At 59.2% G+C, this 23,355-nt stretch carries 19 protein-coding genes and 1 pseudogene; 12 read left to right on the top strand and 8 right to left on the bottom strand.

Annotated elements, in window-relative coordinates; all coding sequences use genetic code 11:
- Positions 1-12: 12 nt before the first annotated feature.
- The 3 genes from cutD to AB7E65_RS00500 all read right to left on the bottom strand — a co-directional run bounded on the left by cutD (position 13) and on the right by AB7E65_RS00500 (position 2,455).
- Positions 13-969 carry a choline TMA-lyase-activating enzyme gene (cutD, locus tag AB7E65_RS00510; protein WP_428745070.1) on the bottom strand — a complete coding sequence of 319 codons (957 nt, stop codon included), beginning with the start codon at positions 967-969 and terminating at the stop codon, positions 13-15.
- Between the two features lie 168 nt (positions 970-1,137).
- Positions 1,138-1,422, bottom strand: coding sequence for a DNA-binding protein (locus AB7E65_RS00505; RefSeq protein ID WP_072287150.1), 285 nt, complete (start codon positions 1,420-1,422; stop codon positions 1,138-1,140).
- A gap of 1 nt (position 1,423) precedes the next feature.
- Positions 1,424-2,455, bottom strand: coding sequence for a DMT family transporter (locus AB7E65_RS00500; protein WP_083558717.1), 1,032 nt, complete (start codon positions 2,453-2,455; stop codon positions 1,424-1,426).
- 698 nt (positions 2,456-3,153) lie between these two features.
- On the opposite strand from AB7E65_RS00500, the gene AB7E65_RS00495 reads away from it, so the two are divergent.
- Positions 3,154-3,981: a DeoR/GlpR family DNA-binding transcription regulator gene (locus AB7E65_RS00495; protein WP_072287148.1), complete on the top strand. Its 828-nt coding sequence runs from the start codon at positions 3,154-3,156 to the stop codon at positions 3,979-3,981.
- Positions 3,982-4,002: 21 nt separating this feature from the next.
- Positions 4,003-5,166, top strand: coding sequence for a phosphotransferase (locus tag AB7E65_RS00490; protein ID WP_428745069.1), 1,164 nt, complete (start codon positions 4,003-4,005; stop codon positions 5,164-5,166).
- Between the two features lie 177 nt (positions 5,167-5,343).
- Here the strand turns inward: AB7E65_RS00490 and AB7E65_RS00485 are convergent, their stop codons facing one another.
- Positions 5,344-6,735 (bottom strand): alginate export family protein, encoded by a 1,392-nt coding sequence (locus AB7E65_RS00485; protein ID WP_428745068.1) that lies wholly within the window; start codon positions 6,733-6,735, stop codon positions 5,344-5,346.
- A gap of 330 nt (positions 6,736-7,065) precedes the next feature.
- Positions 7,066-9,435, bottom strand: a pseudogene (gene cutC, locus AB7E65_RS00480) (choline trimethylamine-lyase); the annotation flags it as partial.
- 676 nt (positions 9,436-10,111) lie between these two features.
- On the opposite strand from cutC, the gene AB7E65_RS00475 reads away from it, so the two are divergent.
- The 5 genes from AB7E65_RS00475 (at position 10,112) to AB7E65_RS00455 (ending at position 13,592) form a co-directional block, all read left to right on the top strand.
- Positions 10,112-10,777 (top strand): tetratricopeptide repeat protein, encoded by a 666-nt coding sequence (locus AB7E65_RS00475; protein WP_428745067.1) that lies wholly within the window; start codon positions 10,112-10,114, stop codon positions 10,775-10,777.
- Between the two features lie 14 nt (positions 10,778-10,791).
- The gene (locus AB7E65_RS00470) at positions 10,792-11,718 is read left to right on the top strand and encodes a DUF4037 domain-containing protein (RefSeq protein WP_428745066.1); all 927 of its coding nucleotides are present in this window, start codon (positions 10,792-10,794) and stop codon (positions 11,716-11,718) included.
- Positions 11,719-11,739: 21 nt separating this feature from the next.
- Complete coding sequence (locus AB7E65_RS00465) at positions 11,740-12,333, top strand: DUF4125 family protein (RefSeq protein WP_072287142.1); 594 nt, start codon at positions 11,740-11,742, stop codon at positions 12,331-12,333.
- 168 nt (positions 12,334-12,501) lie between these two features.
- Positions 12,502-13,308 (top strand): uridylate kinase, encoded by an 807-nt coding sequence (locus AB7E65_RS00460; protein ID WP_428745065.1) that lies wholly within the window; start codon positions 12,502-12,504, stop codon positions 13,306-13,308.
- Between the two features lie 89 nt (positions 13,309-13,397).
- Positions 13,398-13,592, top strand: a complete 195-nt coding sequence (locus AB7E65_RS00455) for a hypothetical protein (RefSeq protein WP_072287140.1) — start codon at positions 13,398-13,400, stop codon at positions 13,590-13,592.
- 249 nt (positions 13,593-13,841) lie between these two features.
- Here the strand turns inward: AB7E65_RS00455 and AB7E65_RS00450 are convergent, their stop codons facing one another.
- Positions 13,842-14,615 (bottom strand): ADP-ribosylglycohydrolase family protein, encoded by a 774-nt coding sequence (locus AB7E65_RS00450; RefSeq protein WP_428745064.1) that lies wholly within the window; start codon positions 14,613-14,615, stop codon positions 13,842-13,844.
- Positions 14,616-14,865: 250 nt separating this feature from the next.
- Here AB7E65_RS00450 and AB7E65_RS00445 point away from each other — a divergent pair, with 250 nt between their 5' ends.
- The 5 genes from AB7E65_RS00445 to pgl all read left to right on the top strand — a co-directional run bounded on the left by AB7E65_RS00445 (position 14,866) and on the right by pgl (position 20,038).
- Positions 14,866-15,552 (top strand): ABC transporter permease, encoded by a 687-nt coding sequence (locus AB7E65_RS00445; RefSeq protein ID WP_072287138.1) that lies wholly within the window; start codon positions 14,866-14,868, stop codon positions 15,550-15,552.
- A gap of 2 nt (positions 15,553-15,554) precedes the next feature.
- Complete coding sequence (locus AB7E65_RS00440) at positions 15,555-16,205, top strand: ABC transporter ATP-binding protein (RefSeq protein ID WP_072287137.1); 651 nt, start codon at positions 15,555-15,557, stop codon at positions 16,203-16,205.
- Between the two features lie 163 nt (positions 16,206-16,368).
- On the top strand, positions 16,369-17,790 hold the full coding sequence (gene gnd / locus AB7E65_RS00435; protein ID WP_428745063.1) for a decarboxylating NADP(+)-dependent phosphogluconate dehydrogenase: 1,422 nt from the start codon (positions 16,369-16,371) through the stop codon (positions 17,788-17,790).
- Positions 17,783-19,291, top strand: a complete 1,509-nt coding sequence (gene zwf / locus AB7E65_RS00430) for a glucose-6-phosphate dehydrogenase (RefSeq protein ID WP_428745062.1) — start codon at positions 17,783-17,785, stop codon at positions 19,289-19,291. Before gnd ends, zwf begins: the two co-directional genes overlap by 8 nt.
- Positions 19,292-19,351: 60 nt before the next feature.
- Positions 19,352-20,038 (top strand): 6-phosphogluconolactonase, encoded by a 687-nt coding sequence (gene pgl / locus AB7E65_RS00425; protein WP_428745061.1) that lies wholly within the window; start codon positions 19,352-19,354, stop codon positions 20,036-20,038.
- A gap of 49 nt (positions 20,039-20,087) precedes the next feature.
- Here pgl and AB7E65_RS00420 read toward each other — a convergent pair whose 3' ends face one another.
- On the bottom strand, positions 20,088-20,969 hold the full coding sequence (locus AB7E65_RS00420; protein WP_320361875.1) for a PHP domain-containing protein: 882 nt from the start codon (positions 20,967-20,969) through the stop codon (positions 20,088-20,090).
- A gap of 55 nt (positions 20,970-21,024) precedes the next feature.
- Positions 21,025-23,304, bottom strand: coding sequence for a Tex family protein (locus tag AB7E65_RS00415; protein ID WP_428745060.1), 2,280 nt, complete (start codon positions 23,302-23,304; stop codon positions 21,025-21,027).
- Positions 23,305-23,355: the final 51 nt, after the last annotated feature.

Below are 23,355 nucleotides of genomic sequence, written 5' to 3'. Positions count from 1 at the left end.
ATTCCATGCCACTCAGCCATGCTTGACAATCCGGACGGGAAGATCGTACCGGGCGAGAATCGCATCGACTTCCGCCAGCTGTGCCGGGGTATGGGCAGGCATCTCTCCCATGGGGTACTGCATATCGAGTTGACGGTATTTGGTGACGCCGAGGCGATGGTAGGGCAAAACTTCGACGCCCCTCAGATTGGCCTTACCCTGCGCGGCCCGCACCAGCCAGTCCAGTGTACCAGACAAGGCTGCGACGTCGTCGTTCACCCCGGCAATCAGGGGCATGCGCACCACGACATTGGCGCCCATATCCAGCAACATGCCCAGATTGGCAAGAATACGCTCATTGCCGGCGCCTGTAAAGGCCCGATGTCGTTCGGAATCGATGTGCTTGAGGTCGAAAAGGAAAAGATCGGTGCAGCCGGCCAGCTCGCGATACACCTCCGCCGCAGCCTGGCCGCAGGTTTCCATCGCGGTATGCACGCCGTTGCGCCGGCACTCCCGCAAAATAGCGCCGGCAAAGTCGTGCTGCATGGTGGGCTCGCCGCCACCGACGGTCACCCCGCCGCCGGAAGTCATGTAAAAGAAGTGATCCTCCATGACCACCTCGACAACTTCCCCCACCGTCATCTCGCGTCCGGCAACACGCAGCGCCCGGGCCCCGCAGCTCGCAACACAGGCGCCGCAGCCCGTACAGGCGGCCTGCCTGTCGATCCGATGTTGCATCGGACCATTATCGACCGCGACCAGGGTGTGAACGCCCGCGGGGCAGACCTCCACGCAGCGGCCGCAGGATACACACTGTTCAGCCAGGCACATCACCTGGAAACCGGGGGCGAGACTCTCAGGGTTGGAACACCACTTACAGCACAACGGACACCCCTTGAGAAACACCAGGGTCCTGACACCGGGCCCATCATGCATGGAGTATTTCTGAATATCGAAAACCATGCCTTGCAACTGTCCCTGTTCGCTCATGGTGCAACTCCTGTTGCCGGCGGGTTCCCATCTGATGGAAAACCCTGGTGGAAACCGGATAAAACCTTTCGGTTGTGTGAATCGTGACTGAAAAAACCGCTCATGGCAGGGTACCGCTTGTTCGCATCGTGGCCGCCCCGAATTGAGGGGCGGCCACGATGCGCCGTATCAGACCTTCCAGGCTTTGGGCAGATATTTGAGACGCCCCTGCCCGAATTCGGTAATGGCATAGTTCACCACCAGATTACCGTCCCGGTCCAGTTCGATATCCCGGGTTTCGATCAACCCGCCGGCCCTCATGGAAAGAAGGTGTTCGCCGATGACATTTTCATTGAACTGCCCTTCAGCACCATACTCGGAGCGCAACGCGTTCATCAGTTCTTTGATCGAAGACTCCTTCACTGTCGAGAAAAAGTGAAGAATACGGAATCGCATAGGAAGTACAGCTGCCATGTTAAGCCTCCGCCCGCAGGTTGATCATTTCTTTGGGATTGCCGACAACCAGGATGGCGCCGATGGTGATAACGATCGCGCCAACCACCAGATTGCTGGTAATCGCGACATCGGTCATGAAGTAGGAAAATACCAGACCCCAGATAGCGTAGGTGATATTCAGAGCCATGCAGCGACTGCAGCCGCACATGCTGAAAGCCTTGTACCAGAGCAGATAGGAAAAGCCGCCGGCCATGCCGGCCAGAGCGATGACCCAGATAACATTGGGCGTGATCAGGGCCTGCCCGAAAATGGCCAGTCCGGCGACCAGGGGCAATACCGCCAGTACGGAAACGACACAGGAGGTCGCTTCACGGATATTGATGGCCACGGCGGGATCAACCATATCCATGCCAAAGGTAGCCAGTACGCCTTCCGTACCCCAGCCGAAAGCGGCCAGCAGGGAACAGCCGATGCCGAGATAGAAGTTGGGCATGGTGCCGCCCTCGGGCGGAACATAGCCGAGGATAACCGCGCCGGTGACGCAGGTGAGAATGCCGAACCACACGCGGGGGCTGATCTTTTCCTTGAGAATCAGCCGCGCCATAATCGCGCCGACAACCGGATAGCCGGCTGATATGCCCATGGCGTAGGCGGCCCCGGCGAAGTTGATGCCGAGCAGATAGGCGCCCATGCCGATAGGCCCGCCAAGCAGGGCGGCCACACAGACAATGAAGCCGGGAAAGGTCTTGAGAGAGCGGCCGATGTCTTTCCAGCGCCCGGTGAACAGGTTGTAGAGAGCCAGCCACAGTCCGGCAAAGCCGTCATGCAGAGCCGACCCGGCCAGCGGGGCCGCATACATGGTGGCCCCGGCGGTAAAAGGGGCCATGGCCAGCGCAATGCCGAGAACAACCCCGTCCAGCCCCCACAACATGCCGGAGCCCAGGGCCGTTGCCAGGCCGCGTTTGACAAACCCCAATTCCTTTCGTTCGAAAACCTGCCTTGCCGAAACGCGGGTTCCGGCCATACTTGCTGTTTGCACCCCGTTAGCCATAATGCCGTCTCCAATAAAATGGTTGTTTTGTCCTGCCCCCGATGTGACCCCTGCCACAGGCAAAGGGCATTGCAATCATTTGTGCGACCGTGCAGCTTTTCAAACCATCAACCGTCGGACAACGGATCCGGAACACCCCGACGGACCGACCCTTGTGCCGAAGCCGGCGACGGCGCAACGCTTTGAAAAGACCGTCGCACCCGGATGGGTGAAACGTTCATATGAACACCTGAATCGTATGGCATGTTCGTTTATGTTGTCAAGTGTTATTTCGGACACAACCCAAGCATCTTAGAACACGCTTCCACACTTCCCAGCTGAAGGATTGGCATCCTGCCGGGAGCCCGGCACGGCGCTCAATATATTTTTGTAAAGCCCTGTTTTTGAAAGCCTTAAATAAAACAAACCAGACAACCCGACAGCTGAAAACGGACATCTTCGACGCGCCCAACCCTTTTAAGACCGTGTACACTTTCATACCAAATCGTTCATATTTTATCAGAAAAACTACCATCGCATCTCACATCCCCGATATTTTGCGGGCAATAATCACCCCTGAAACTCCAGATCAGTTGCAATCCGGGAGTTGAAAAAGAAAAACACCGTTGAAAGTCTCTGGGAGAGAAAACTTTCATTGCTCTGAAGCGGTTGGAAATGTTATAAAAGAACAAAAACAGAAAGGATCGAACAAATACGCGATGCTCGAAGAGAATGGTAAAATCACGAGATCCGAGAGTGCTTCCGGCAGCAACGACCAACTGCTTCCGGCCGAACGGCACATGCGCATCCGCAACCTGCTGCGCGAACGACTGACCATCCGGGTCACCGAATTGAGCGACATGATGGGCGTTTCAGAGATGACCATCCGTCGCGACCTCGAAACCCTTGAGCGGCAGGGCCTTCTCGAACGGACCTACGGTGGCGCGGTTTACCGGCAGGAGCGCATGACCCACGAAGAGCCCTACGAGACCCGGCTCAAGGAACTGCCCGACATCAAGGACCAGATCGGTCGCAAGGCCGCCTCCCTGATCGAACCCCATGACACGCTGCTGCTGCACTCGGGCACCACCGCGCTCTACGTCCTGCGCCACCTCGACCCGGAAATCCCGGTGCGTGTCTACACCAACAATGTCGGCGCCATCCAGGAGGTCAAGGGCAAACGGGCCGAACTGATCCTGCTGGGCGGTGAGTATCGTCCCGAGACACACTCCATGGAAGGTCCGCTAACCATGGAAACGCTACAGGAACTGCACCCCAAAAAGACCTTTCTGATCCCCGACGGCATCAGCTTTCGGGACGGCATCACCACACCGTCCTTCACCGAAGCCGCACTGGAACGAGCCATGATCCAGCAGACACGGGGACAGGTCATCGTGCTCGCGACACACAATTCTTTCGGCAGGGTGGCGGACCTTGTCGTCGCCCCCATCGACAAAGTCGATCTGCTGATTGTCGATCACAAGCTGCCCGAGGAATACCTGCGAGACCTCAAGGCCCTCGGCATTCGCGTCCTGGTGGCGGATTAAATGCCCGGCGGGGGTCCTCTGATGCAAAGAAAACGGCACCAGGTTTCCACGGTGCCGGATTTTTCCTACCCGACCCAGCTTTCCTGCAGGCTGATGGCCGAACAGGCCGCGCGGGTAGCCAGGGACTGCTACGATATCGGCGAACTCCAGGACATCGTGCAGCTGTACGGGGGCTATACCAACCTGAGTTTCAAGGTCATCACCCGCACTGCCGGCGGTTTTCAAAAATACTTCTTGCGCATTTACCGCCAGGGAACCCCCATCGAGCATATCTGCTTCGAACATTCCCTGGTGGAGCATATCGTCGACCGCGGCGGCCACATGGTGGCCGCCCTGATCCGCACCAGAGACGGCGCCAATTTCGTCCGGCGCCCGATCCCCAATCCCGACAGCAGCGGCGAGCTTTTGTACGCGATGTTCGCGTTCATCGGCGGCGAGGACAAGTATTCCTGGACCTGCAATCACCTGAGCAGGGAAGAATACATCTACTCGGGCCGCATGCTCGCCGAGTTGCACCGATGTGCCGCCGGTTTCGATCCGGGGGGGCTGACATCAATGCACCGACCCATCAGCGAACGCCTCGTCACCCTGCCGGTCGAGTTTGCACACTGTGCCGAACAGACGCGGCAGAGTTGCTTCGACCGCTACTTCCTTAAAAACCTCGAAGACATGGCAGCGGTCGCGGAAAAAATCCACAACCGTCTGGTTGCGGCTTCAAACCTGCCGATCATGGGTATTCATGGTGATTTTCACCCGGGGAACCAGAAATACAATCTCAACCGGGTGATCGGCGTGTTCGATTTCGACCGCGCCTGTTACGATTTTCGCCTGTTCGATGTGGCACTGGCGGTTATCTATTTCTGCTGCTGCTGGGAAAAAAAGATGGATGGCAACCTGTGGCTGCGCAAGGCGGATCTGTTCCTGCGGGCTTATCAGAAACGCGCCGCGCAGTGGCCCGCGCCAGGGCCACTAAACCGCGAAGAGATCGAAACATTCTCCCCCCTGCTGACCGCCGCCGCCCTGAGCCTGATCCGCTGGGCCACCGTTGAAGCCTACTACCTTGAGCGGGAGAACTGTCCGGACCAGGAATATCTGTTTTACCTGAAGCACAATGTCCGACTGGTACGCTGGCTCGAGCATAACCGCGGCCGCGTCGAGAACATGCTGCGCAAGGCCCTGGCCTGACCCTCCCTGCCCGCCTCCTGCCGACGGCACATACCGGCAAACCCCATCCATCAAACCATGCCTCAACGGCAATCCCTGTCTCGTACACATTTCGCAAAAAGGCTCCCCGCAAGCCGATCGGCCCGAGCGGGGAGCCCGTAAGAGAATTGCCCTGCGGCCATGACAGCCGCGTCAGGGTCAGAAAGTGAAGGTTACATAGGCTTCAACCACCATCATGGCCTGATCGTCGCCCCAGTACTGCTCCGCGGCTTCGCCGGGGAACGCGCAGCCGAACACGCCACTGAGCCAGACGTTGTCGTTGAGGGCATAATCGGCGTACAGATTGATTTCGTCGGCATACTCGTCGCTGGTCACCGGCGTGCCGAAAATGTTGTTTTTGTCGAGCTTGAAGTTGTAGTAGATGGCGCCGACGGAGAGCTTATCGGTCGGAACCAGGTTCAGATGCACCATCTGGATCTGCTGGTTGCTGTTGAACAGATGATATTCGCCAACCACCTCGCCCATGAAATGGGTGCCCCAGCCGCGCAGAAAACCGTAAAACAGCGGATCGAAGGATTCGTAATCGGAGGTATCGGCATCGTCGCCGGAGAAAAACGCGTACCGATAGCTCAAGGTCGGCGTCCAGGGCAGGTTGCCGAAGGTCCAGCCCGCCTCGACATAGTAACCGTAAGCATCGACGTCGGCCCGGTCACCGCCGGACTGGTCGACATATTCGCCGGACAGGAAGAGCTCTTCGAGGCCCCAGGCGGTCAACGGATTCCCCTGAAAACGCACGCTCCAGACATCCATGCCATCGCGGTTGGCATAAAAGTTCTCGGTCACGCCGTCTTCATAGAAGGCGTTGGCGTCGGTGATGGTCATCCAGGAAGCACCGAGGGTGCCGAAACCGTCCTTGATGTACTCGACATTCACCCCGTACAGTTCGGTATCGGCATAATCCTTGTCGGCCTTCAGATAGAAGAAATCGGCCCGCACCGGTTCGGTGTTGACTTTGAGGATGGCGGTCTCGCGGAAGGATTTGTGGGGCGCGATCCAGTAACAGCCTTTGGCGCCATCGAATTCGCCGTCGGCGATCAGAAAACCGTCGCCGACGGAAAACACCTGCTCACCGAAACTGATGTCGATGACGTTTTCAGGCAGGCCGGGGATCAGGTTGCCGGATTTCCAACCGGCATAGAACAATTCGGATTCCCAGTCGCCGGGGTTTTCGCTGCCGCCGAAGGTCTGTGAGAAACCGGCGGGATCGATACCGCCGAAGGTCTGGGTGCCGACATAGGAAAACTCGCCGTAAAAGGTACCAAATTTTCCGGTGTCGTAGGACATGTTGAGGCTGGGCATGATATAGACTTCAAACCAGCTGTTATCCTTGTCGCCGTTCTTGACGCCGCCAGCCCCGAAATTGGAATTGTTGGTGTGAAAGGTGCCCATGGCGGCACTCAAGCCGGCGCCGGCATGAAAGCCATTGTAGTCGATTGCGTAGATTTCCGCACCGGCCGGCGCCGCGCCGAATCCGACGCCCGCGGCCAGCAGTCCGAGCAGCAGACTTTTAATCCACCTTGCTTTGCTCATTGCCTTGTTCCTCCATCGAGTATTTTCTCGCCCAGTGCGCCGGCGCGCCACAATCCGCCAGCGACTGCCAAGTTCAAATGCGAGTTAACCTGCCGATCGTGCAACACCATCAAGACACGCAAACGCCATTCCTTCCTGATGCATTGCGGCATAACACCATAAATTACATTTGAAAAACCGTGCCACCCAGAGACTCAACGCTGTAAAGTTCAAATTTTCATCACTATCTTCCGTGACAGGTTTTTCGGCAACCCTCCGGCGGGCCATATGCCGGCCCGCCGGGAATCTTCTTACCTGGTCGCCATCCGGAAACTCCGGATGGCGGCCCGCCTAAAACCCCTGCAGCGTGGTGCGGCTGATGATTTCGTCCTGCACTTCCTTGCAGAGTTCCACGAAGAAGGCACTGTATCCCGCTACGCGGATCATCAGGTCGCGATATTCTTCCGGGTTCTGCTGAGCCTGCTTCAGGGTTTCGTTGTCGACATAGCTGAACTGCATCTGGCCGTTGCCCAGAATGGAGGCGGTGCGCAGCAAAGTGATCAGGCCGGCCTCGCCTTCGGGGGTCTCCAGGACGCCTTCCATCAGCTTGAAGTTGTGCACCATGCCGATATTCATCGATTCCACATTCATCTTGCTGACCGACTTGATGATGGCGGTGGGGCCTTTTTTGTCGGCGCCCTGCACCGGGCTGATGCCGTCGGACAGCGGCGTGAAGGCCAGGCGGCCGTCGGCGGTGGCACCGGTGATTTCGCCGATGGGGGTGTTGTTGGAAATCGACAGGGTCCCGTGGCTCATGGTGGAATACAGCATCTTGAACTGACGGCAGGCCTTCTCGGTGTATTCGACCAGGTCGGCGGCGATCCTGTCAGCGTAGTCGTCATCGTTGCCGTACTTGGGTGCGCTCAGGCAATCCTGGCGCATCTGCTCGTAGCCTTCCCAGTTGGCGTCAAGGGCCTTCTGGAAATCGGACAGGGTGTATTTCCTGTCGTCGAAGACAAGCTTCTTGATGGCGGCCATGGAGTCGGTATAGGTGGCCAGGCCGGAAAAAATCAGGCCGGGACCATGGTTGAGGACAGCGCCGCCGGCGGTCACATCCTTGCCGGTCTCCATGCAGCCTTCCACAAACAGGGACATCAGAGGCTTGGGCGCCACGTCCCGGTGCACGCGCTGGCTGATGACGGTACCGATAGCCGACAGCTTGCAGATATATTCGATCTGCTTCTTGACGGCAGCGTCAAACTGCTCGTAGGTGGCGAACTGATCCAGATCGCCGGTATCGAGGCCCTGCCTGGTGCCGTGCCACTTCATCACGCCGCGATTCAGAACAAACTCGATGGCGACCGGCCACTGGGTATAGCCGGTGGAGGTCCACTGATAGATACGGCCCGATTTCTGTGGCTCGACGCAGCCCATCAGGCAATAATCGCGGGCGTCTTCGAAATCGTAGCCCTTGCGCAGCATCATCTTGATATGGGCATCGTCGAAATGGCAGGCGGGGAAGCCCAGACCCGCCTTGACCACTTCCACGATCTTCTGCAGATACTTGTGCGGCGACTGGTTGTGGATGCGGCAGGCCAGAGACGGCTGATACACGCCAAGCTTGCGCACCACGTCCATCACCAGATAGGTCAAATCGTTGGTAGCGTCGCCGCCTTCGCGTTTCTGGCCGCCGACGCACAGATTGATGAAAGGCTGGTAGCCGGCGAAATACTTGGCGGCCAGTTCGCTGGTCAGCCACATCATTTCGGCGCACTTGATAATGAAGCAGCTCAGCAGTTCAAAGGCCTCGGTTTCTTCGAGTTTACCGGCTTTGACATCCGCTTCGTAGCAGGGATAGACGTACTGGTCGAGACGGCCAAGAGACAGACCGGTCTGGTTTTCCTCGATGACAAACAGCGACTCGATGGTCCAGATCGACTGCAGGGCTTCCTGGAAGGTCCGCGGGGGATTGGCCGGCACGCGGGCGTTGACCTCGGCAATCTTTTCGAGTTCGGCCTTGCGCCCGGGATTCTGCTCCTTGCCCGCAAGTTCGCTGGCGTAGGCGGAGAGACGACTGGCGTAGGTGATGATACCATCGCAGGTATGAATGGCGGCTTTGTAGAAATAAATCCTGTCGATGTCTTCCGGCACGTCCATGGACAGCGTCGCCAGGTTGGCTTCGGCCTCGGCCTTGATGCCGCTTACTCCCTTGGTGAACAGGATCACGTCGAAACCGGGGCAGGTGTCGCCGCCGCCGTTTACCTGATGGTAGGACAGATCGCTGACGAACGCCTCGGCGGCAAATTCCCACAGTCCCGCTTCGCGATACTGGGTTTCACAGACTTCATCGAGGGACTTGCCTTCCCAGAAAGGGAAGATCTGCTCACGCATGATTTTTTTGTCTTCATCGCTGACCTCGAAAGGATCCTGCGAACGGGTACCGATGCTGTCGAGTTCGTCGCGCACCCATTTCCAGGCGATATCCGGGGAAAAGGCACCGGCACGAGGTTTGCCGCAGGGATGCCCGACGATCAGCTCGTCGTCCTGGATCAGCAGCGGCGCATCCTCGCAGGCCTTCTTGAACGCCAGGGCGCGACGCAGAATGTTCGGCAGGCCCGGGTTCTGTCGGGTGATTTCCGTAAAAGCCAGGGCGCGACCGACGGCAATGCTGGGTTTTACCTGCAGGTAGGCATCCTTGAGACGCTGAATCCGTTCGGGAAGTTCGTACTTTTTACGGGTGGCGCCTTCAGCCATTCCCCCACAACAGGTTCCTGCCATGATCAACCTCCGTTATTTTGGGTGTAAAAGGTTAGCAACCGTGGTTAGACACTCTCAACCAGAAGCCCATCCTCTCCGGCCGGCGGGGCCAGGCGCTCAAAAGAATGAACTGTTGTGTTCGAAATCAATGTAAATGATGTTCGTTTTTGTTGTCAAGAGTAAAAACCTAACCACAACAAAACATTTTTTGCAAAGAACCTTTCACGCACCGCTCTTCTCCATAAACCACCAAAACCCACGACTGCCACGTTTTTTCAATACCTTAAACCGCAACCACAATTTTGATCACCCGCCGGGCGCAAGATAATTCGCGCCCTCCGACGGACAATACACCTCACAACTTATCGGACAAACCTTAACAAAACAGCAAGCGACAGCAGCCCGAAGACGCCAACGACACCCTTTCAGCGGCCTGAAAAGTCGTATACATTCAGACGCCTCCACGCCACATGCCCGCCCGATGGCAAGAGCAAACACATTCAACAGCATTGCGGGCTCCAAAATGTTTGACTGCTCTCAAAATAACGTTCATTTCCTATTGAGCCCAGGCCTTGTTTGCGGCAGAATGAACACAGCAATTCCTTGCCATGCAAGCACGCCGTTCGCGACTGGAGGTTCCATGAAAAACGACACCGCCGCCGACAGGGCAAAATCCTTTGCCGATTCAGGCTTCGGCCATTTGAAAACCGCATCCTATGATGCCGCGCTTGACGCTTTTGCGGAGGCCGCCAGGCTCTGTGAGCAAGCTGGCGACAAGGCCGGCGAGGCGACGCAGCGCATGATCATGGCCGACATCTGTTTTGCCACAGGCCGTCAGGGCCAGGCACTGGATATTTATCGGGAGGTTCTTGCCATTCTGAGGCCCGACGCTGACAAGGCACGTATTGCCGCCGTGCAGAACAATATCGGGCTGCTTTTGAGCCGCCTGCAGCGACACGCGGAAGCCATGGCGGCGTTCGGTGAGGCCAGGGCTGGATTCCAGGCATGCGGGCAGACGCAGAGAGCAGCCGAACAGCTGGGAAACATGGGGTCGCTGTGCCGCGACCGCCAGACCTACGAAGACGCCCTGAATTATTACCAGCAGGCATTGGAGATGTTCGAAGAGATGGCCCTGGCGGAAAAAATCGCGGATCAGCACGCCAATATCGGCTATATCCACGCCATGCGCGGCGACAAGGACGCCGGTTTGTTACACTTTGAACAGGCTCTCACGCTATATCGGCAGTCGGGAAATCAGGACAAGGCTCTGGAAACACAAAAAAACATCGACACGCTCAACAACTGAGGGCACAGACCATCATGCAGGGATTACAACTGGCGCGGGAATTTTTCCTGGCCCACGGCCAACCGATGCTCGAAAGCCGCTTCGGCGATCTGTGGCCAAGGATCGCCATCGGCCTCGTCGGACCAGGCTCGGAGTGTTACGGCTTCGATGACGCCATCTCCCGCGATCACGACTGGGGACCGGGCTTCTGCCTGTGGTTGACTGGAGAGGATTACGCGACCTGGGGCGCGCAGCTGCAGGCTGGCTACCGCAGCCTGCCACCAACTTATGCCGGGTACGGTCCGCGCCGCAGCAGCCCCGGCGAGGAACATCGCGTGGGGGTCATGAGCATCGAGAATTTTTATAGTCGCTATACGGGCCTCGACCATCCGCCAACAGCATTGCGAGAATGGCTGCGGCTGCCGGAGCAGAATCTGAGCGTCTGTACCAACGGCGCAGTGTTCCATGATCCCGCGGGCGTTTTTTCGGCATGGCGCCAGGCGCTGCTCGCCTACTACCCGGAAGATATCCGTCGCCAAAAAATTGCCTCGCGCTGCATGACCCTGGCGCAGAGCGGCCAGTACAATCTGGCGCGCAGCATGCGGCGCGGCGATCCTTTTGCCAGCCGCTATGCCGAAATGCAGTTCTGCCACGACCTGATGTCCATGGCATTTCTGCTCAACCGATGCTACCCGCCATTTTACAAGTGGCTGCACCGGGCCACGGCCCGACTGGCGATTCTCGGCGCGGTGATTCACGAAAAAATCACCTGCCTGGTCACCAGCACCGAGGATGCGGAAAAGCTTTCCATCATCGAGGAGCTTTGCCAATTCATCATTGACGAATTGCGCAGGCAGGGGCTGAGCGACGCCCGCGGCAACTTTCTGCTCGACCACGCGTTCCCCGTGCAGGCCGGTATTGCCGACCCCGTATTGAGAAAAAACTTCTCTATTTCACCCTGAAAACCAGGAAAGGTGCTGTTTATGAGCCATCGTGCAACAATCACCGACCAGATTCTGGAATGTGAACTGGCCATGTTCCTCGCCGTTCCGACCGACCAGCCCTATCGCTGCCAGCAGGACCCCGAGAGCTTCAAACTGCACCGGCGGGCCCAGTTTGCGGCCTGGTCGCTCGCAACCCTCCAGAGCTACCTGGCCGACCTGCAGCAGGCCCGCAAAAACAGCCGCAATCTTCTGGCCATCAAATATGCCCGCATGGAGAATCTCATCCCCTGCGACAATGCCAGCCCGGTTATCGACACCATCATCGCCATGGCACTGGACGGGCAAAAACGCTTCATTGCGGCGTATCCCTTCCTGATGCGGGGCGGGCGGCCGCTGGACAAGGCTCAGGACAGCCCCGGCGTGACCTCTTTTGAAACCTACCTGCGAGGCGAGCTGGAAACCTATTCAGAGAGCACCCTGGCGTTGCTGCTTCAGGACCTGCAGGAGCTGGAGCGGGCCGGATCGAGCCTGTCCGAAGCCACCTATCGCCACCTGGCGGCAGAGTGGGGATTCGATTCGCTGCAAGCGCTTGAGAAGACCCTGGAGGAAAAAAACAAAACTTCCGACAGATAAGAAACGCCGGCGCCGAAGCGACAGACCTTTCCTTACAACCGTTGTCCGCGGTCAGGGGCGGCTCTCAGCGCACGTTTCCCCCGGCTGACCCTGCAATGCCGCCCTGGATCTGGTACGCTTCGAGAAGACGCACTGAAAGTGACGCTATTCCAGAACCGGAGGTCGAACATGGGGAACAGACACGAACTGGAAAATAAGCTCAAAGGTGAATCGCTGGTGCGCAAAGGGCTGATGAAATCCCATGCGCATATCAAGCCGATCCGGCTCATTCCCGATCTGCACGTGATCAAGATCGGCGGACATGGCACCATGGATTACGGTCGTGAAGTGGTGATCCCCCTGGTACAGGAACTCGGCGAACTGTCCAGGAACCACAAACTGCTGGTCGTCACCGGCGGTGGCGTACGGGTCCGGCATATCCTCGACATCGGCATCGACCTCGGCATGCCCACCGGTGTGCTGGCGGAACTGGCCGGCAAAATCAGCGAGCAGAACGCCGAAATCATGGCATTGCTGCTATCGCCCTATGGAGGCACCCGTATCAAGAGCGACGATCTGCTTGACCTGCCGATGATGCTGAGGCTCGGTTTTCTGCCCGTCACCCACGGCACGCCCCCCTACGGCCTGTTCGAGCATCCGGCCGGAACCGGGCTGATCCCCCCGCACCGCACCGACACCGGGGCGTTTTTGATGGCCGAGGTGCTCGGCGCCCAGAGCTGCATTCTGGTCAAAAACGTCGACGGCCTGTTCACCGAAAATCCCTTTGTCAATCCCGAGGCGAAACTGATCCCCGAAATAACCGCGGAGGAACTGCTGGCCATGGACATGGAGGACATGGTTCTGGAGCGCAAACTGCTGTACCTGCTCAAAGATGCCGCCAACCTCAAGGAAGTTCGCATCGTCAACGGACACAAACGCGGAACCATCATCCGGGCGATGCGCGGCGAGCCGATCGGGACCGTAATTCGCGCCTGAAACTTGCTCTCGAACCGGCATTTAGTGGTATACTATAAGTGCAACTGTATCTACCGCTATCCAGAGCGGTACAACGAGAGGAGGACACCATGGCAGGCAAGATTTTTTACCGCGAGCGGGAAAAAATTGTGGACGGCGCCAAAACTCCGCGCTACATCGTCGGTGCCGTGTCGGACGTGAACCTCAAGGTTTACAGCAAGCACATGCGCATGTGCGAGCTGAAACAGATTGCCGAAGAACTCGGGGCGGAGCTTATCGCCCTGAAACGCGGCCCGAAGCACTAGGTTAGTATCCATCCGGAAACTCCGGATGGATACAGCGTAGTTTTCATATGGGGAACGAGCAATTTTTCGTTGTGGCAAGGAAATCAAGGGGTTGCGCGGAGGCGTACATCGGTACGCCGCACAAGCAAGCCTGCGGATTGACGCCGCCACGGCGGAAAAGGGCCGTTTCCGGATGAAAACTAGACTAGAGGCTGTGTAAACAGGCAAGGCAACACTGCGGCCCGCCACAATTGTGGTGGGCCGCTTTTTTTATTGCCGCCCGATGGCCGCCAGAAAGCACTTCGTCACACGGGCCAGCCTGTCGTCGAGGCGACTGAATGCTTCCTTGGCGATGACATCGGGCACCGCGCCGTAAAAGGCCTCGGCCACCGCCCCGGTGATGCAGGCGATGGTGTCGCTGTCGCCGCCAATGGAAACCGCATTGCGGATGGCATCTTCGAAGTCGTCGGCCTCGAAAAAGGCCTGCAGAGCCTGGGGCACCGACCCCTGGCAGGTTACGTCGAAGTGATACCAGGGCCGGATGTCTGCGAGGGTCCATTTGAAATCGTAACCAAAGCGCGCGGCGACAAATTCCCGGATGGCGGATTTGCACTCACCGCTGCGGGCCAGGAAAATGGCCGACGCCACCGCCTGGGCCCCCTTGATGCCTTCGGGATGGTTGTGGGTCACGGCGGCGCTGCGGCGCGCTTCGTCAAGAACCTCCGCAAGGTCGTTAAAATACCATCCGACCGGGCTCACGCGCATCGCCGAGCCGTTGCCAAAGGAATTGTACGGCTCCAGAGAATCGCTACCGGCCCATTGCCGGAAAATCCCCCCATAGCCGGCGTCGGGATACAGGCGGAAATACTCTTTCAATTTCCGGGCGAAGGATTCCCCGGTAAGCAGGGCGTCGGCCTGTGCCACGGTCAATACCGTATCGTCTGTAAACCGCGAGCTGTCCGTAAACAGTTCGAAATCCCTGGTCTTGATATTGTGCCACTCAAACCGCGAACCGATAATATCGCCAGCCAAAGCCCCGAGCATAGCCGCACCTCCCGCACAAATCCACCTGCACCTCGATCAATTATAACACGGCCGAAGCGACGCCCCGTGCATCGACGGGGAGACAAACCTCGGGTGATTGTTCAAAGGTCTTGGCAAATCCCCGGGCAACGCTATATAATCCACAACAAATCGCATATCCGCCCGTTATCCCCCTGCGCTCATCGCAACGACCTTGACGGCGGACATTCTCTCTGGCGATCGCAAAACGCCAGGCATTACGGAGCTTGCTGTGGATTTCATATTCGATTCGCTCAAAACAGCCTTTGTACTGATCCTTTCATGGGACCCCGAGGTTTACAAAACGGTCTGGACCTCTCTGTACGTGTCCCTGATCGCCATCGTGTTCTCCACCGTAGCCGGCGTTCCGGCCGGCATGGCCATCGGGCTTGGACAGTTTCCCGGCCGGCGCGCGGTCATTACCCTGCTCAATACCCTCATGGCCCTGCCGACGGTCGTTATCGGACTGGTGGTGTACGGATTCTTCAGCCGTTCAGGCCCCCTGGGGCAGTTCGGCCTGCTGTTCACCCCGACAGCTATGGTCGTCGGGCAGATTATCCTGGCCACGCCGATCATCGCCAACTACACCCTCGGCGCACTGAGCGCTTCGGACAGCCGCATCATGCCGACCGCCCTGACCCTCGGTGCCAGCACCAGCCGCGGGGCCCTGCTGTTGATGCAGGAGATCCGCTTCGGCGTGATGGCCGCCATTATCGCCGGATTCGGAAGAATTATCGCCGAAGTCGGAGTCGCCATGATGCTGGGCGGCAACATCCGCGGCTATACCCGCACCATGACCACCGCCATCGCGCTGGAAACCAGCAAGGGGGAATTCGCCTTCGGCCTGGCCCTCGGCATCTTCCTGTTGTCGGTCGCCCTGCTTATCAACATGTTTCTGAACTTCCTGCAACAGAGGTAACCGTGACCCCTTTTTTAGCGCTGCACGCCATCGAAAAACGCTACAACAGCCACCTGGCTCTGCAACTCGAGGAAATCCGCTTCGAGTCCCGGAAAATCTATTCCCTGGTAGGCTCCAACGGTTGCGGCAAGAGCACCCTGCTGCAGATTGTCGCGCTGTTGCTCAAACCTACCTTCGGAGAGATGGTCTTCCAGGGCGAAAAGGTGGTCTGGAAGAAAAAAAACCTGCTGCGGCTGCGCCAGGACATCACCCTGGTGCACCAATCCCCCTACCTTTTCAGCCGCTCTGTGCACCACAACATCGCTTACGGGCTGAAAATGCGCGGCACCAACAGCAAGGACCAGCACCGCCTGATTCACGGTGCCCTCGAAATGGTCGGGCTGGAAGGGTTCGGCCGGCGCAGCGCCCGTGAACTGTCCGGCGGCGAACAGCAGCGGGTGGCCATCGCCCGGGCGCTGGTGTTGCGTCCCCGGCTGCTGCTGCTTGACGAGCCAACCTCCAACATGGACCGCGCCAGCATCGAAGCCTTCGACAAACTGCTGCCGCTGCTGGTGGAACAGGGCATGACCATCATCCAGGCCACCCACTCCCCGGATCAGCCGGAACGTCTCAACAGCACCATCATTCGCATGGAGGACGGACGCCTCGCCTGAATAAACCGTGTGCGGCGCGCCCTCCCGCCGTTTCGGCAAACCGTTTTGCGCCCCCGCTCCGGAGCAGCCCGGAGGCTGCCTTGCGCGGTGCTTTGCGCCACCGGCATTTCTGTGATAATCGTTAAAGACGGTTCAAGCGCAGGCCTTTGCAGGAGGAGGCAGCATGGAGCAAGCGGACATCGGCGTTGTCGGCCTGGCGGTCATGGGACAGAACCTGGCGTTGAACATCCGGGATCACGGCTATCGGGTGGCGGTCTATAACCGCACCACTGCCAGAACCGAATCATTCGCCGCCTCACCGGAAGCGAATCGCGGGATTCTGCCCTGTTTTTCCATCGACGGACTGGCGCTGGCCCTGAAGCGCCCCCGCAAGATCCTGCTGATGGTCAGCGCGGGCAAGGCGGTCGACGATACCCTGGGGTTGCTGGTGCCGCACCTGGAAGCCGGCGACATCATCATCGACGGCGGCAATTCCCATCCGGACGACACCCGTCGTCGCAGTACGGCACTGTCCGCACAGAAACTGCTGTTTGTAGGATGCGGCATTTCCGGCGGCGAGCAGGGCGCGCGGCACGGACCTTCCCTGATGCCCGGCGGCGATCCCGACGCCTGGCCGCATATCCGACCGATTTTCGAGGCCATCGCCGCACGCGTCGATGGCCAGCCCTGCTGCCGCTGGATAGGACCGCAGGGCGCCGGGCACTTCGTCAAGATGGTGCATAACGGCATCGAATACGGCGACCTGCAGCTGATCGGGGAAACCTACCATCTGTTGCGTTCCGGATTGCACATGTCCCCGGAACAACTGTCCGGGTTGTTCCATCGCTGGAACCGTGGTCCGCTGAATTCCTACCTGATCGACATCACGGCCCGCATTCTGTCCGCCAGGGATGATGACGGGACCCCGCTTATCGACAAAATCCTCGATACCGCCGGGCAGAAAGGAACCGGGCGCTGGACGGCCATCGAAGCGTTGAAACTGAATACCCCGCTGACCACCATCAACGAAGCGGTCTTTGCCCGGAACTTGTCCGCCCGCCGAGAAGAACGGCTGCTGGCGGCGCAACAGCCCGCCGCGCCGCTGCGTCCGTGGCCAAAAGCGGATGAAGAGACGCTGCAATTCGCCCACGACGCACTGTATGCTTCCAAAATCATTTCCTATGCCCAAGGCTTCATGCTCCTGAAAGATGCTGCCTCGGCCTACGACTGGGATCTCGATTACCTGGGGATTGCCCTTATCTGGCGCGGCGGCTGCATCATCCGCAGCATCTTTCTGGACGACATCGCCGCTGCATTTGACGCCGATCCCGAGCTGCAGAGTCTGCTGTTGGCGCCCTTCTTTGCCGGACAATTACGGCGCGCCGAAACAGGCTGGAGGCAGGCGCTAACGCTGGGGATCGGGCTCGGCATCCCCCTGCCGGCCATGGCCGCCTCCCTCACCTTTTTCGACGGTTACCGCTGCGCCCGCCTGCCGGCCAATCTGCTGCAGGCCCAGCGCGACTTTTTCGGCGCCCACACCTACGAGCGGACCGATAGACCGCGCGGCACGTTCTTTCACACCGACTGGGACCCTCCCGATGAATAACATGACCGAACCCTGCACTTTCGTCATTTTCGGTGCGACCGGCGATCTGGCACGCGGCAAGCTGCTGCCGGCCCTTTACCATCTCGATGCCGCGGGACGCCTGCATCCGGGCACGCGCATCCTCACCACCGGGCGGCGGCATCCGGACCGTGACGCCTGGTTGAGCGAAACCCGAGCCGACCTGTCCGGCACTGTGCGGGGCGGTCTTCAGCAGGAGGTTTTCACCAGGTTTGCCGACCGTGTCGATTACATGCAGGGCGATCTGCGGCAAGCCGATTTCTATAAACAGTTGCAGGCCAGACTCGCCGATCGACAGGGTTTTCCCGCGGATACCGCCTTTTACATGGCCCTGGGGGCGTCGGACTATGCCGGCGTTATCGAAAACCTGGACCGGGTGGCCCTGCTGGAGGAGCAATCGGGATGGCGGCGGGTGGTCATCGAAAAACCATTCGGAAACGACCTGCAAAGCGCCGCGATATTGCAGCAGAAACTGTCCAACCATCTGCGCGAAGAGCAGATCTACCGTATCGACCATTACCTCGGCAAGGAAACGGTACGCAACATCCTGGTGTTCCGTTTCGGCAACGTATTGATGGAACCCCTCTGGAACCGTGACACCATCGACCATATCCAGATCATTCATGCCGAACCGCAGGGCATCGGCAAACGCGGAGCGACCTACGATGCCTCCGGTGCCCTGCGCGATATGATCCAGAGCCACCTGCTGCAACTGCTGACCTTCGTTGCCATGGAATCACCGGTTTCGATGGCGGCCGAGGCCCTGCACGCCGAAAAGCTCAAGGTTCTCAAATCGATCCGCCCCATCCCCGCCGACCGCATCGGCGACTACGCCGTGCGCGGCCAGTACGATGACGGCAAGGTCGGCCCCGATGACGTCATCGCCTATCGCGATGAAGGCAGGGTGGCTGCCGACAGTCACACCGAAACCTTTGCCGCCCTGAAGCTCCATATCGACAACTGGCGCTGGGCCGGTGTCCCTTTCCTGCTGCGCACCGGCAAGCGTATGACTGCCAAACAGGCCATGGTCGCCATCTGTTTCAAACAACCGCCCCAGCAGTTCTTCCGCTCCAGCCATATCCGGTGCGATGCCTCCAACTGGCTGTTGATCGGCATTCAGCCCAACGAGTGTCTGCGCCTGGAAATGACCGTCAAAGCGCCGGGAGAGGCGCTCGCCACACGCCAGACCGCTCTCGACGCCGCCTTCCGAAAAGCCGATGAGACCGTCAATGATGCCTATGAAGAACTGCTGCTTGATATTGTTCGCGGTGACCGCTCTCTGTTTTTAAGTTACGAGGAAGTCACACAGGCATGGCAAATCATCGACCCCGTACTCAAGGCATGGTCGAAACCGGGAGAAGATCTGCACCTTTATCCCGCCGGATCCTGGGGTCCACGGGCCGCCGACAGGCTGTTCGACAGTGCCTGTCAATCCTGGCGACACACCCTCGGGGCGTGTGGGTGCGGCATGGAGAAGCTCTAGGTTATTAGCTGTAAGCTGTAAGCTGTAAGCTGTTAGTTTAAAAGCGGAAACAACTGACCGATGACCGATGAACAAAAAATCATATGGCACTGTTTAGCCGATGCCGACGCCGTTGTTGAAAATGCGGCGGATCGCATATTGGCGGCCGCAAAGGAGGCTATCGTCCGGCACGGCCGGTTCCGCATCGTTCTGGCCGGGGGCCGCACGCCGGAAGCGGCCTACCGGCTTCTGGCCAACGCGAATGCGGATTGGCGCCGCTGGCATATCTATTTCGGCGACGAACGCTGCCTCCCGCCGGCGCACCGGGAACGCAACAGCACCATGGCCGCCCGGATATGGCTCGATCATGTGGCTATTCCCCGGCGGCAAATTCATGTCATCCCCGCGGAACTCGGACCGGCAGAAGGCGCCAGACGTTACACCGATGAAATCGTCGGCGTCCTGCCTTTCGACCTGGTGATTCTCGGCCTCGGCGAAGACGGCCATACCGCGAGCCTGTTTCCGGGGCACCGCCCCCTGATGGATCGCCTCGTCGTCCCTGTCACAAATGCACCGAAACCACCTGCCGAGCGCGTCAGCCTGAGCTCCTTCTCGCTCGGACAGGCCGAACAGGTGCTGGTGCTTGTGACCGGCATGGAAAAACATGGAGCGATACAAGACTGGAAGGCAGGCAGGCAACTTCCGATCTCAGATATCATGCCGAAAAATCCGCTGCATGTTTTGCTGGACGATTTGGCCGGCACATGATCATAACGGCACGGGCCGGATGCCTTCTCCGGCATCCGGCCCGTGCAAATCACCGCTGTTTTGGCTGGCGCTTGCGCCGCTCATCCACTGCCCGGCGGATAGCTTCCACACAGCTATAAGGGATGCGCAGGTTACCGCGGCCCCCTCCGATCACAATCTCCCCCCCCTCCCCGCCGTGAAAATCGCTGCCGCCGGTGACGATGAGATTGCGCCTCCGTGCTTCGCTTATATACCAGTCGACATCGTCATTGGAAGAACGGTTGTTGTAAGCCTCGATGCCGTCAAGCCCCAAAGCGGCGAAAGCATCGAACAGGCGGCGCAGCTGACCCCGATCCCCGGTGATGTAGGGAGGATGGGCCAGTGAGGTTATGCCGCCGGCCTGATGAATCAGGCCAATGGCCTCATCCATGGGAAAGTAGCGTTTGGGCACGTTGCACGGAACCAGATACCGCGCAAAAGCTTCTTCCGAATCCCGCGCGTAACCATGGTCGACAAGCACCCTGGCGATGTGCGGTCGGCCCAGGGTGCCTTCGGCATGCCGCCGCACCTCGCCAAAGGCGATCGGCGCACGATTCTCCTCGGCCAGCTTCTGGTTGATGCGTTCGAGGATACGTTGGTTGCGGCCGGCACGAAATGCACGAAAATCCTCAAGAGCGGCACTCAGTTCGCGGTGATGGCGATCCATACCGTAACCAAGCAGGTGGATATCGCGAAACCCACCCCAGACCACTGAAAGCTCGACCGCCGGCAACACCTCGATACCACAGGCGTTGCCGGCCTGCATGGCGGCATCGATACCGTCCACATTATCGTGATCGGCCAGGGCCGCCGCGGCCAATCCGGCGGCCGCGGCCCTGCATATCACCTCGGCGGGTGCGTACAAGCCGTCGGAACAGCGGCTGTGCAAATGCAGATCGACGTACTTTTCCAATCCCTGTATCCCCTTTCGACCGGCGTACGGACTGCACCAGTCACCAGTCACCGTCTTACTTCCGCTTCACCCGGAACCCCGCCTTTTCCCAGGCGGAGGGATCCTTGAGCGGCGCATTCCCGGTTTTCGCGCGTTTTTCTGCACCTGAACTTTTCGTCGCCCCGGGATCCGGCTGAGCTTCCTTGATGGACAGCCCGATGCGTTTGCGGGCCTCATCGACCGAGAGAACCTTGACCTTGACGATATCGCCGACCCGTACCACTTCGCCGGGATCCCTGACGAACCGGTGGGCCAGATGACTGACGTGCACCAGACCGTCCTGATGCACACCGATATCGACGAAAGCCCCGAAAGCGGCCACATTGGTAACGGTACCGGAGAGGATCATCCCCTCTTTCAGGTCGCCGATGTCGCGCACGTCGTCGCGGAAGGATACGGTTTCGAACTGCCGCCGTGGATCCCGTCCGGGCTTTTTGAGCTCTTCGACGATATCCCGCAGGGTCGGCAGACCCACGGTATCGGTGATGTAGCGTTCCAGCCGCAGCCCGGCAACCTTGCCGGGGACCGCGGCCAGTTCCGCTACCGACAAGCCGAGATCATCGGCCATCGCCTTCACCGTGGCGTAGTTCTCCGGATGCACGGCGGTGTTGTCGAGAGGATTAGCGGCGCCGCGGATACGCAGAAAACCCGCCGCCTGCTCGTAAGTTTTAGCGCCGAAGCGGGGAATATCGAGGAGCGATGCGCGGGCCGCGAAGGCGCCGTGGCTTTCGCGGTAACGTACCATGCTTTTGGCGAGGGCCGCGCCGATTCCCGACACATAGGAGAGCAGTGCCCAGGACGCGGTATTGAGATCGACCCCGACAAAGTTGACGCAGCTCTCCACCGTATCGTCCAGAGCCTTTTTAAGGGCCGGCTGATTGACATCATGCTGGTATTGACCGACGCCGATGCTTTTGGGATCGATCTTGACCAGCTCGGCAAGAGGATCCTGCAGGCGTCGCGCTATGGAGATGGCGCCGCGCACCGTAAGGTCGAGATCGGGGAATTCTTCGCGGGCGATATCCGAAGCCGAATAGACGCTGGCGCCGGCCTCGTTGACCATCACCACCGGCAGCTTGAGTCCGGCTTCCGCCAGGGTTTCCCGCACGAACAGATCCATCTCGCGCCCCGCCGTTCCGTTGCCGATGGCGATCATCTCGATGCCATGCGACTGAATCAGCCGCAGCAGATGTCCGCGGGCGGGTCCGATCTGACTCTTTCCCGTGTGTGGATAAATGGTCGCAGCCTCCAGAAAACACCCTGTCTGGTCGACCGCCGCCAGTTTGGAGCCGGTGCGCAGGCCGGGATCGACCCCCAGCACCCGGCGGCTTCCGGCCGGTGGCAACAGCAACAGGTTGCGCAGGTTGTCGGCGAAGACGGCAATGGCCGCTTCGTCGGCCCGTTTTTTGGCCTCAAGACGCAACTCCACCTCGATGGAAGGGGCGATCAGCCGCCGATAGGCATCTTCGGCGACCTTTTCCAGCACCGGCCTAAAGATGCTTTCGCCCTGGATCAGGCGATTTTTAAGGCGCGCCAGCAGCTCTTCTTCCGGCGCGGCGATGGACAGGCGCAGCACCTCTTCCTTTTCGCCACGCCGCATCGCCAGCATGCGGTGGGAAGGCACCTCGCGCAGCGGTTCCTGATAGTCGTAATACATTTCGAACTTGCTGACCTTCCCGGCCCAGTCAGGCGCCACCCGCGAGCAGAACAGACCCTGTTCCCAGGTCAAACGCCGGACCACAGCGCGCATATCGGCATCTTCGCTGAGGGTTTCGGCCAGAATGTCGGAAGCTCCCTGCAAAGCCGCGGCGGCGTCCGGCACCTCCCGTTCCGCATCGACAAACGGGGCGGCGATCTGCTCCGGTGACCCATGCGTGACCCGGCCATCCGCCATCAGCTCGGCCAGTGGCTCCAGTCCCCGTTCGCGGGCGATCATGGCACGGGTACGACGCTTGGGTTTGTACGGCAGATACAGATCTTCCAGTTCGTTTTTCTGGCGGGTCCCTTCGATACGGGCGGCAAGCTCGGGGGTCAGCCTGCCCTGCTCTTCGATGGAGGACAATACGGTGACCTTGCGCTCTTCGAGTTCGGTAAAATAAGCGAGGCGTTCTTCAAGGTTGCGGATCTGCACTTCATCAAGTTCGCCGGTGCGCTCCTTGCGGTAGCGGGCGATGAAAGGCACCGTCGCGCCCTCGCGCAGCAAGGCGATAGTATTGGCGACCTGGGCAGTCCGCAGGCCGGTTTCTTCGATCAGGCAACCAAGAATGCGGTTATCCTGTTGTGCGTTAAGAGACATTGAAAACCTCCAAAAATGGGTATATCGGGGGCGAATTCTAACACGGCATGG

The sequence above is a fragment of the Syntrophotalea sp. genome (genome assembly GCF_050253115.1).
Lineage (GTDB): Bacteria > Desulfobacterota > Desulfuromonadia > Desulfuromonadales > Syntrophotaleaceae > Syntrophotalea > Syntrophotalea acetylenica.
Note: the sequence above shows the minus strand (reverse complement) of the source record. Positions and strands in the feature narration are given on the sequence as shown.